Genomic DNA, 10,874 nt, shown 5'->3' with positions numbered 1-10,874 from the left:
CGTTTTCGAAAACGGATACCCAGTGCTTCACCGCCAGGAGACCACCTTCAAAACCACTTGCCTATTTGCCGGCGATTTCCTGATAACGATTGGCAGCGTGATCGAACTCGCTGTTGATCGTCACCGCTTCCTTTTTACGCAGTGCCAGACGCTCGCTGACCACCTCAACCTCTTTGCGCAGATTCTCAATCCGCTGCAGCAGCTCCGGGGAAACCGTACCGCCATTGCGCTGGGTGCGCGCCGCCGAGGATTCCTCGTTTTCGATCTGTCGGGTGAGGTTCGTCAAATTGGAACGCAGGATCGCCATATCCTGCTGCACGATGGCAAGCTTGCGCTTGCGCGCGGATTCGATGTCGGCAACGCTGTTGTAGCGTTTCAGAAGTTGCAGATCTGCAGCCAGGCGTGCCTCGCGACGCTGCTTCTCGGCCAGTTCCTTGCCGGTCAGCTCGGGGGCCACTACTTCCAGCACACGACCGGTAGCGGTCAAGATTTCATAGCCGCCCGCCACGTAGCGCGGAGGTACCACGTCATCCAGCACCTGAACACCGTGTTCGTTGGTATAGCGGTACAGCTTCTTGCCGTTCCACCCCTGGTTTGCAGCTCCGACATCCATTGTCAGAAAGGCGCCGACTAACGCCAGCGCTATTGCGGTTTTCACGCGTGCCTCTTCTTATATTCTGTGTACATCGTTCAATTTTTGATCCAAAACACCCATCCCTAGTGCCCCGGTACAAACAATTGACGAGGAGGGGTCTTCACCCCTCAGTGCTTACGCCGTATTGCTGCCGGTAGTCGATGATACGCTGCAGCAGTTCTTCACTGGCAGCCTCAGACTTAAGATAGGAAATAATATCGTCTAATTCCACAATACCGATCACAGGAATGCTGTATTCCTGCTCCACCAGCTGGATAGCAGAGAGGTCGGTGTTGTCATTTGCCTTTTCCTGGCGGTTCAGACCGATCACCACACCGGCGGGTTCGGCACCCTCGGCGTTGATGATCTGCATGACCTCACGCACTGCCGTGCCGGCAGTAATAACATCATCAATAATCAAAACCTTGCCTTTAAGCGGCGCACCCACTAAGGTTCCGCCCTCGCCGTGGTCCTTGGCCTCTTTCCGGTTGTAACAGAAGGGTTTATCTACCCCTTTCTGCGCCAGCGCCACCGCGGTCACCGCACCCAGCGGGATGCCCTTGTAGGCCGGCCCGAAGATGACATCAAACTCCACTCCAGAGGCAATAATCGCCTCCGCGTAGGCATTGCCCAGGGCGGCGAGCGCCGCACCGCTGTGGAATCGGCCGGCATTGAAGAAATAGGGGCTCTGGCGCCCGGATTTCAGCGTAAAATCCCCGAAACAGAGCACATCGTGCTCCAGGGCCAGTTGTATAAAGTCGCGCTGGTACTGCTGCATGGCAATTTGATAACTATTGGCTAAGGTGAAGGAAGGTCCCCATGGAATGGGGAGCGGCAATCGAAAAATGTTCAGACGAATAACGACTGCAATTTTACACAGTCCGCTGGTAAGGGGCTAATAATGCGAATAGTGAGTTTGTCCGTTGATGGTGTGCACCAGGCTGCACAGCGCGGACTGTACGATTGGTTGTCAGATCAGGATGCAGACATCATCTGCCTGCAGGATCTGCGCTCACTGGAACCGGAGCTGGATCACCCCATCTTCCATCCGGACGGCTACTACAGCTATTTCTTCGACTCAGGCACCCCCCACGAGAACGGCGTCGCCATCTATACCCGTGCCCAGCCCAAGGCGCTGATTTTCGGCATGGGCTTTGCCAATGGTGTGGATATGTACGGCCGCTACCTGCAGGCGGACTTCGAACGCCTGAGCGTCGGCTCCCTGCTGGCGCCGGTTGCTACCGATGAAGCGTCGCTGGAAACCAAGGTGCAGTTCTTCGACGATATGCAGGCCCACCTGGCCAAGATCAGCCGCAAACGCCGCGACTTCATCTTTTGTGGCAACTGGGGCATGGCGCACCGCCGCGCAGATGTGGAAAACTGGCAGGACCATCAGGATACCCCGGGGTTCATGCGCCACGAACAGCGCTGGCTCGACCAGCTGTTCAATGAAATCGGCTACGTCGATGCCTTCCGCCGGGTGGTGAAGGACGCAGATGAATTTACCTGGTGGCCCAGCGGTGAAATTGGCAAGGGCGATGGCTGGCGCACCGATATGCAGATCGTTTCCCAGACCCTGAAGAACAAGATCGAGTACGGGGCCATCAACAAGAATGTGTCCTTCTCGAGCCACCTGCCGGTGATCATGGATTACGATCTGGAAGTCTGAGGCCGCTCTCGGACAACCGGTTCGCAACACCAGACAAACACAAGGGGCGTACCATCGGGTGCGCCCTTTATGTATCCGGGTCTGTGTATCCGGGTCCGACCGTCCCTACAGTCGCGATGCCGTCAGCTTCACATCCGCATCCCGCCAGGCTTTCCTGAACCGTGCCTCAATCAGCTCCGCCTCATCCGCCTTGTGCTGCTGCTTGAGTGCCTCGGTGAGCCCGAATAGCGCCCATCCATTTTCCGGGTAGCGGCTGAGGTTCTGCCAGTACACGGTTTCCGCCTGCGCGGGCTTACCGGCCTTCAGCAGTACTGCACCCAGCGCCAGTCGCGGCGGGTAGTGCCACTCGGTGGGCTCGGTATACACCAGCCCGTCCTCCATACGCACTGCCCGGTCCAGGTGCATGATCGCGGTGTCGTAATCACCTTTGGCCGCCGCCAGTTCACCGCTCAGCACTTCCGGAGCAATGGCGAGAATCGACGCCGCGGTATTCGGTGAAAACAGGGTGTAATCCAGTGCCGGGCTTGCGGCGATCTTCTGCACCGCTGCCAGTTCTTTCTGCACCTGGTCCAGTTGCCCCTTGCCAATAAATGCCAGGCCGCGCACATAGTGCCAGGCGCCTTTGAGGAACAGGTCTTCACCGGGCTCCGGCAACGCCAGCACCTCGTCCCATTTGCCGAACCGCGCCAGCGCCCAGTAGGGCGTTACCCGGAAGGTCACCAGAATCGGCATCGCCGCCAGGGTCTCATCGTCGATCTGCTCCGCCGTCTTGTTGGCCGCTTCGATGGCGGCGGCACCGCGGCCGCGGGCGCTTTCGGCAAACCACAGGAAATGGATATTGTGCGGGTAATAGGCCATGGGATAGATCCCCTGCGCCCGGCACTGGGTGATGTAATCCTCATCGGCGGCAATTGCGCGCACATTGGTGCTGGCGGAATCCGCATAGCGCCCCACCCGCTGATAAATATGCGCCGGCATATGCACGATATGTCCCGCCCCGGGCATCAGCCCTTTCAGGGTATCCGCGGCTTTTTCGGCGCGGGCTGGATTGTTGGTCGGCTCTATCAGGTGAATGTACAGGTGCAGGGCACCGGGATGCTTCGGGTTTTTCTCCATCACACCTTCCAGCAACGCAACAATTTCCTCGGTGCCCGCGTAGGGCGTACCGTCCCGCATCCAGTAATTCCATGGCCGCAGGTCCATCATCGACTCGGCATACAGGGTGGTGATATCCAGATTATCCGGAAAGCGCTGCGCAACTTTTTTCATCGCCGCGGCATAGTCGCTGTCGCGCTGGCGCCTGTCGGTTGGATCACCGGAATAGCGCGTGGACAGCGCTTCTATCAAAGCGCGCTCGCGGTCATTGGCGGTGTTCCGCAGCGCCATGGCTTTCTGCACCAGCTTCAGGGCCTCAGGCTCCATCTCCTGATCCATGGGGGCGTTGATATTCGGACCCAGCACCAGCGCCTGCCCCCAGTAAGCCATGGCACAGTTCGGCGCGAGACGCGCGGCCTCGCGAAAGGAGCGTCCCGCCTCGGCGTGGTTGAAGGCATAGGCGAGATTCACGCCCTGGGTGATGAACTTCTGCGCGCGCTCGGACTGACAGCTCACCGGAAACTGGTGGTCGCCCAGGTTCTGCAAGCGCGGCGCCAGAGCGCCGGTGGGAGAGGGCTTGTCCTGTTCCGGCGCTCGGTAGTGTTTGTGCTGGGGCCGGGCTTCTTTATCGGTGTCCTGCCCATGCAGGGGGGAATGGATAGTGAGCAGCGTTACAGCGAGTGCCGCAATAATCAGTGTCTGATACATGGCTTTCTCGTCGGTATCAACCGGTAGGAGGTACGGGGTAGGAAGAAAGCCTAATAGACGCGGGAAGGGGTAATCATCAATAGGGCGACAGGGATGTATTTATTGGCACCCAATTGCCGGGGGATTAGAAAGCGGGCGGACAGGGTGCTCCTGTCAGCCCGCCACCGACAGATTATTCCGCCAGTGCTTTTTTCTGCATTGCGATCAGTTCCTTGATGCCCGCCTTGCCCAGCGCCAGCATCTCGGCAAATTGCTGTTCGGTAAACGGTGCGCCTTCCGCGGTACCCTGTACCTCGATCATGCCACCATCTTCAGCCATCACCAGATTCATATCGGTATCGGCGTTGGAATCCTCCGGGTAATCCAGGTCGAGCACCGCTTCACCGTCATAGATACCCACAGAAATGGCCGCCACCATATTGGTCAGCGGATCGGTGGCAATCATTTTCTCCCGCTGCATATAGCGAATCGCGTCCACCAGAGCCACGCACGCACCGGTAATGGAAGCGGTACGGGTACCGCCGTCCGCCTGGATCACATCGCAATCGAGGGTGATCTGATGCTCGCCCAGCAGCTTCAGATCCACCGCCGCGCGCAGGGACCGGCCGATCAGACGCTGGATTTCCACGGTGCGTCCGCCCTGTTTGCCACGTGCAGCCTCGCGCCCCATGCGCGAGCCAGTGGAGCGGGGCAGCATGCCGTACTCCGCAGTGATCCAGCCGCTACCCTGTCCGCGCAGAAAACGCGGTACCTCGGCTGCCACTGACGCATTGCAGAGCACCTTGGTGTCACCAAACTCAACCAGCACAGATCCCTCCGCGTGACGAGTGTATTGACGGGTAATGCGCACATCGCGCAGTTGCTCTGGCTTGCGGCCGCTTGGTCGCTGCATATTGCACCTCTGGTTTGAATTCGAATTAAGCTTGAAAGCGTTCAAGGTCCGGCATTATAGCCATCTAAGCACACATTCACCCTGTGCTATGCTTTGCCGCTCTTTTTTCCACGCAGCATATTTTTCTGGAGCCCCGCAGTATGGCCAAAAACCAAGTGCGCAGTATGACCGCTTTCGGTCGTGCGGAAGTCAACTACTCCACCGGTACCGCCGTGTGGGAGATGCGCTCCGTTAACCATCGCTATCTCGAACCCCACTTCCGTCTGCCGGAGGCTGCCCGCGCACTGGAGTCCAAATTGCGTGAAATCCTGCGCAAGACCCTCAATCGCGGCAAGGTAGAGATGACCCTCAACCTCAAAGCGAACAGTGGTGAAGTCGCAGGTATAGAAGTCAATCAAGCACTCGCCGAGCAGCTGGTCAAAGCCGCCGGGCTGGTCGTACCCGCCAGCGACAGCCTGTCGCTGAACCCCCTGGAAATTCTCAAGTGGCCGGGCGTGATTGCCGAACCGGAAACCGACGCAGACGAGCAGGCCAAGGCCATCGTCGACGGCTTCAAGCAGGCACTGAATCAGGTAGTGGACAACCGCGAGCGCGAGGGCGCGGAACTGGCCGGATTTATCGAAGCGCGACTGATCGGCATCAACGAGCAGGTCACCACCGTGCGCGCGCTACTGCCGCAGATCCTGCAGAAACAGCGCGAAAAACTGAAAAGTCGCCTGGAAGAATTGCTCGAAGAGATCGACAAGGACCGCATCGAGCAGGAAATCGCGCTGCTGGCCCAGAAAGCGGATGTCGATGAAGAGCTCGACCGCCTGGATGCCCATATCACTGAGACCCGTCGCGTGCTGAAAAACGGCGGCCCCATCGGCCGGCGCCTGGATTTCCTGATGCAGGAATTCAACCGCGAGGCGAATACCCTGTCGTCAAAAGCCGTGGTCACCGATACCACCCAGGCCGCGGTGGAACTGAAGGTGCTGATCGAGCAGATGCGGGAGCAGGTGCAGAACATAGAGTAATTAGCGGATGGCCAGCACCACGCCCACCAAGCGCGCACTTTTAATCGCCAAGCAGTGGCCAGAACCTGCCTCCACCGCTGCTGGCCGTCGCACCCTGGATATCCTCGACCTGCTAGCCGAGGCTGGCTACCAGGTGGAGATTGCGAGTCCGGCGCAATCCACGCCGTTCCAGGCAAAGACCGGTTATGGCGAGCACCCGATCGCGGTCAATGACACCAGATTCGATCAATGGATAGCTGCGCTAAACCCCACTCTTGTGATCTACGATCGCTTTATGATGGAGGAGCAGTTCGGCTGGCGGGTGCGCGAACAATGTCCGGGCGCCATGACACTGCTCGACACGAGCGATTTCCACAGCCTGCGCGAGGCGCGCCATCAGGCGCTGAAAACTGGTGAGCCGGTCAACCTGTTTAATGCAAGTGCCGAACGCGAAATAGCGGCCATGGCGCGCTGCGACCTCACCGTGATGATTTCCCAGGTTGAGGTGGAACTGCTCAAACAACACTTCTGCCTGCCGGACTGGCAGCTGCACTATTTGCCGTTTCTGGTACGTGAACTGCCGGATGTTACCAAGCTGCCGGATTTTGACGAACGCGAGCACCTCGTGATGATCGGCGGCTTCAAGCATGCCCCCAACCGCGATGCCACCACTTGGTTTGCACAAACCGTGTGGCCGCGCTTACACACCTTATTACCCGGTGTGGAGTGCCATGTGTACGGCGCCTATTCGGATCACGCCATGCATCGCCTCAGCGACCCGACAACGGGATTGCGAATTCACGGACGTACCGAAGATGCCCTCACCACGCTCTCCCGTTATCGGCTGAACCTTGCACCACTGCGTTTCGGCGCCGGACAAAAAGGCAAGATACTGGAGGGCTGGCTCAGCGGCACGCCCACAGTAACCACACCGGTCGGCGCCGAGTCTATGGCGCCCGAAAATGCATGGGGCTATACGCTCGACAATGACCCCGATCAGTTTGCTGCGACTATCGCACGACTTTACCAAAACAAGTCGGAATGGCTGGCTGTACGTGATGCGGGCATGCAAGCACTTGCCACAGGTTTTTCCTACCAAGATCACGGGGACAAATTTGTTCAGCGCCTTGAGGACGTCACTGCAAACCTGGAAGCGCACCGCAATCGCAATATCTGGGGACGTATTTTGCGGCGCACCGAGCACCGCGCGGAGGAGTTTATGAGCCGCTGGATTGAAGCAAAAAATAAACTCACGGATGGGGACCAATAGAAAGATCGGTCGTGATCACCATCCAACTTCACTCCCCAACCCCGTAAATTCCATGCGTTTTTTTGGCCCAGTTTCGATTATTGCCGCGGCACAACTATTCGGCACATCCCTTTGGTTTAGTGCGAACAGCGCTGTAGACGACCTGGCTTCAACCTGGCAAATATCTGCCACAGATATCGGCTGGCTGACAAATGCAGTTCAGTGCGGGTTTATCCTGGGCACCCTCACAATAGCGCTAGGTGGTATCGCCGACCGTTATCGCGCCAGTAATATTTTTATCCTCAGCGCATGCGCCGGTGCGTTATTCAATGCCTGCTTTGCCTGGGTGGCGGATGGACTTTGTAGCGCGCTGTTCTATCGGTTTCTGGTGGGCTTATCCCTGGCCGGCATTTACCCCATGGGAATGAAGCTGGTAATGAGCTGGGCACCGGACCGCGCTGGTGCTGCCTTGGCTCAACTTGTCGCGATGCTAACGCTGGGAACAGCCCTCCCGCACGGGCTGCGGGAACTAGGCGGGGAGTTACCCTGGCAAACTATAATTAGTGCTTCTTCATTGCTCGCCCTGGTTGCCGCTTTACTGATTTACCAGCTGGGTGACGGGCCATACCTGCAGCAACTGATGAAAAATAATTCAACAAAATTCAAGCTCACCAGGCTTGCCCGGCCAGCGGTGTTTGAAGCTTTTCGAGCTCCCAAATTCCGTGCGGCTGCGTGGGGCTATTTCGGACATATGTGGGAGCTCTACGCATTCTGGGCCGTAGTTCCCCTATTAATTTCCAATACGGCGTTACCGCAAAAATACCCACAGCTTGGAATTTCAGGCCTGTCGTTCTGCATTATTGCAGTTGGCGCTTTGGGCTGTTTGCTGGGAGGGTTTCTGTCACGGACGATCGGAAGCGGTAGGGTAGCAGTTGCTGCACTGGCCAGTTCCGGCTGTTGTGCACTGATATTTTTCCTGTTCTGGGATACGCTGCCGCCAATATGGCTTTTTATTCTGCTAATGCTCTGGGGGGCTACTGTGATTGCAGACTCCCCGCAATTTTCGGCCATGTCCGCTAAAGCCTGCCCCCCGGAATTGATCGGTGCGGCCCTGTCGATTCAAAATTCCCTCGGCTTTGCGATAACCATTATTTCGATAGCTGGCATCAGCGCGCTATTCGAACTAACCGGCCCTGAATCTGTCTGGATTTTGCTGCCGGGTCCGCTGCTGGGTTTGCTCGGGTATTGGCTGACATTGCGACATCGAACAACAGGAATCGAGAAAAAGACTTAAAAACTGCAGGAATTTGCATCTGTTTAGCGCACACCCAAAGAAGCCGCCCAATAAAGCGGTTTTTCTTTTCCTCGCCCTGGCGTTTATTGCTCGGCTTGCTGCGCTCTCTCCACATATCCCTGATAAGCAGGCAGTGCCACAGCCAGCAACATTCCTACGTAGGCAAAGCTAAATAACAGGCTGAAGGCAAACGCCACGACTATACCAACTCCGTTACCGATAGGTTTATCACCATAGCCATTACGACCTTTGTTGCCCCGAAAAAAAACCAGATAAATCATCAACAGTAAATTGACTATCGGCAGCACCGTGAGGAGAGACCACCAGCCGGAGTTACCCAGATCATGCAGTCGGCGCACATTGAGAGAAAGTCCGTAAACGGTGATACAGAGAAAAAACACACCGTAGACATACAGACTCGCTGACAGATCGACCGGCAACAATATTGCCGCAGCGATACCTGCAACAAACATCAAGAAAATGGAAGACAGCACCAGATAGGAAAAATAACGCATCCTGCCGATACGGCCACGGAAGGAAAATAGATTTGGCCGGCTGAAATTTTCCGCATCCGCACTCTCCAGATCGGAAGTTTTGGGGGAGGCGTAGGGATCAGCAGAAGCAGAGGTGGTCATTGAAGCATCCTTGAATGGCAACCCATTTTCATTGAGACGTCCATTTTTATTGATTTCTTTTGAAAAGCCTACAGTGATGCTGGCTGTCCACACTTCCAATTATCTCCGCACCATCAAGGTGCAACAAGCCGTCGGCAAACTTCACGTTTTTTAGTAAAAACATGCTTCGCATAAATCATCCGATTATTGAGATCAAATTCACGTGGATTTTGTAATGGGTTACAAGCGTACCAAATAAGTCCTAATTTTGGCGCGTATTACAAAGAGTTGTCCCTTTTTTTACTTGGGGGAGCAATTCATCTCCTCGTTAAACACAGGCCTTAGGAGAAAGCCCCGCAACAAAATTGTGGGACTTGTTCCGGGTGAAGCGCTGCACAGGGGTACTGCAGTGCGATCGCGGCGGAAGCATCCATTACCGCCGATAAAAATAATCAAGGAGAAATTCGCAACAATGAAATTATCAGCATTATTCAAACGAGGTCCGAGTACCGTGCTCGGCGCGGCGACACTGATCGCCAGCGCCACCATCGGTATCAGCTTTACGGCACAAGCGGTTGAGCCGGAGCTGTCCTCTATGGCGGTAGCACCAGATGAAGTGGTGACGGATCGGATCATCGTCAAATACAAGAGCACCATGGCCGGCGCCAACGCCTCTGCCATGTCGCAAACAGCGATCGATCGCCTGGCCCAGACCGCAGGCCATCGCTTCAAGCATATGCGTCGCCTTGCCACGGGTGCACAGCTGATGAAGCTGGAAAAGCGCGCAAGCAAAGCAGAACTCGATGCGATCGTTGCACGTCTGCAGCAGGATCCGCAGGTGGATTACGCCGAGCCGGACCGCCTGATGCAGCCCATGGCCACCCCCAACGACACCAACTATAGCCAGCAGTGGCACTATTTCGAATCCACTGGCGGCCTGAACCTGCCGACTGCGTGGGACATCACCCAGGGTGAAGGTGTAGTGGTAGGTGTGATTGATACCGGATACCGTCCCCATGCGGATCTGAATGCGAACATTCTGCCCGGTTACGACATGATCTCTGACACCACCGTTGCCCAGGACGGTAACGGTCGAGATTCCGATGCCAGCGATCCTGGCGATTGGTCTCCGGCCGGTGCCTGTGGTTCAGGCCAGCCCGCGCGCAACAGTAGCTGGCACGGCACCCACGTTGCCGGCACCATCGCGGCGGTAACCAACAACGGCACCGGTGTGGCCGGTGTCGCCTACAAAGCCAAAGTCGTGCCGATTCGCGTACTCGGCCGTTGCGGCGGCTACACCTCGGATATCGCCGACGGCATCATCTGGGGCGCCGGTGGCAATGTCAGCGGTGTACCGTCCAACCCCAATCCGGCGCAGGTGCTGAACCTCAGCCTCGGCGGCGGCGGCAGCTGTGACAATACCACCCAGAACGCGATCAATACTGCACGCAGCCTGGGCACTACCGTTGTCGTCGCAGCGGGCAACTCCAACGCCAACGCGGCGAACTACAGCCCGGCTAGCTGTTCCGGCGTAGTGACCGTTGCTTCTACCAACCGCGCCGGCAGCCGCGCCTATTACTCGAACTACGGCAGCGTGGTGGATGTGGCAGCGCCAGGCGGGGAGACCTCGACCAATTCCAACGGTGTACTGTCGACACTCAATAGCGGCACCCAGGGACCCGGTAGCGACAACTACGCCTTCTACCAGGGCACCAGTATGGCGG

The 10,874-nt window shown here is 57.1% G+C and carries 10 protein-coding genes; 5 read left to right on the top strand and 5 right to left on the bottom strand.

Going from position 1 to position 10,874, the window contains the following annotated elements:
- Window positions 1-61: 61 nt before the first annotated feature.
- Both B4U49_RS03130 and pyrE read right to left on the bottom strand, forming a co-directional pair.
- Window positions 62-658 carry a hypothetical protein gene (locus B4U49_RS03130; protein ID WP_078083118.1) on the bottom strand — a complete coding sequence of 199 codons (597 nt, stop codon included), beginning with the start codon at window positions 656-658 and terminating at the stop codon, window positions 62-64.
- A 97-nt stretch (window positions 659-755) separates the two neighbouring features.
- Window positions 756-1,412 (bottom strand): orotate phosphoribosyltransferase, encoded by a 657-nt coding sequence (gene pyrE / locus B4U49_RS03125; protein ID WP_078083117.1) that lies wholly within the window; start codon window positions 1,410-1,412, stop codon window positions 756-758.
- Between the two features lie 123 nt (window positions 1,413-1,535).
- Here pyrE and B4U49_RS03120 point away from each other — a divergent pair, with 123 nt between their 5' ends.
- Window positions 1,536-2,303: an exodeoxyribonuclease III gene (locus B4U49_RS03120; protein WP_078083116.1), complete on the top strand. Its 768-nt coding sequence runs from the start codon at window positions 1,536-1,538 to the stop codon at window positions 2,301-2,303.
- 105 nt (window positions 2,304-2,408) lie between these two features.
- On the opposite strand, the gene B4U49_RS03115 is transcribed toward B4U49_RS03120, so the two are convergent.
- Together B4U49_RS03115 and rph are read right to left on the bottom strand one after the other, a co-directional pair.
- Complete coding sequence (locus B4U49_RS03115; RefSeq protein ID WP_078083115.1) at window positions 2,409-4,106, bottom strand: hypothetical protein; 1,698 nt, start codon at window positions 4,104-4,106, stop codon at window positions 2,409-2,411.
- A gap of 172 nt (window positions 4,107-4,278) precedes the next feature.
- Window positions 4,279-4,998, bottom strand: a complete 720-nt coding sequence (gene rph, locus B4U49_RS03110) for a ribonuclease PH (RefSeq protein WP_078083114.1) — start codon at window positions 4,996-4,998, stop codon at window positions 4,279-4,281.
- A gap of 140 nt (window positions 4,999-5,138) precedes the next feature.
- On the opposite strand from rph, the gene B4U49_RS03105 reads away from it, so the two are divergent.
- The 3 genes from B4U49_RS03105 to B4U49_RS03095 are packed head-to-tail and all read left to right on the top strand — an operon-like array spanning window position 5,139 to window position 8,536.
- The gene (locus B4U49_RS03105) at window positions 5,139-6,014 is read left to right on the top strand and encodes a YicC/YloC family endoribonuclease (RefSeq protein WP_078083113.1); all 876 of its coding nucleotides are present in this window, start codon (window positions 5,139-5,141) and stop codon (window positions 6,012-6,014) included.
- Between the two features lie 7 nt (window positions 6,015-6,021).
- Window positions 6,022-7,263: a glycosyltransferase gene (locus B4U49_RS03100; RefSeq protein ID WP_078083112.1), complete on the top strand. Its 1,242-nt coding sequence runs from the start codon at window positions 6,022-6,024 to the stop codon at window positions 7,261-7,263.
- Window positions 7,264-7,315: 52 nt separating this feature from the next.
- The gene (locus tag B4U49_RS03095; RefSeq protein ID WP_078083119.1) at window positions 7,316-8,536 is read left to right on the top strand and encodes an MFS transporter; all 1,221 of its coding nucleotides are present in this window, start codon (window positions 7,316-7,318) and stop codon (window positions 8,534-8,536) included.
- Window positions 8,537-8,619: 83 nt separating this feature from the next.
- On the opposite strand, the gene B4U49_RS03090 is transcribed toward B4U49_RS03095, so the two are convergent.
- Window positions 8,620-9,264, bottom strand: a complete 645-nt coding sequence (locus B4U49_RS03090; RefSeq protein ID WP_239692452.1) for a DUF805 domain-containing protein — start codon at window positions 9,262-9,264, stop codon at window positions 8,620-8,622.
- A 358-nt stretch (window positions 9,265-9,622) separates the two neighbouring features.
- On the opposite strand from B4U49_RS03090, the gene B4U49_RS03085 reads away from it, so the two are divergent.
- Window positions 9,623-10,874: S8 family peptidase (locus tag B4U49_RS03085; RefSeq protein WP_158078542.1), on the top strand; the 1,252-nt coding region annotated here is incomplete at its 3' end.

It is taken from the genome of Microbulbifer mangrovi (genome assembly GCF_002009015.1).
GTDB classification, from domain to species: domain Bacteria; phylum Pseudomonadota; class Gammaproteobacteria; order Pseudomonadales; family Cellvibrionaceae; genus Microbulbifer; species Microbulbifer mangrovi.
Note: the sequence above shows the minus strand (reverse complement) of the source record. Positions and strands in the feature narration are given on the sequence as shown.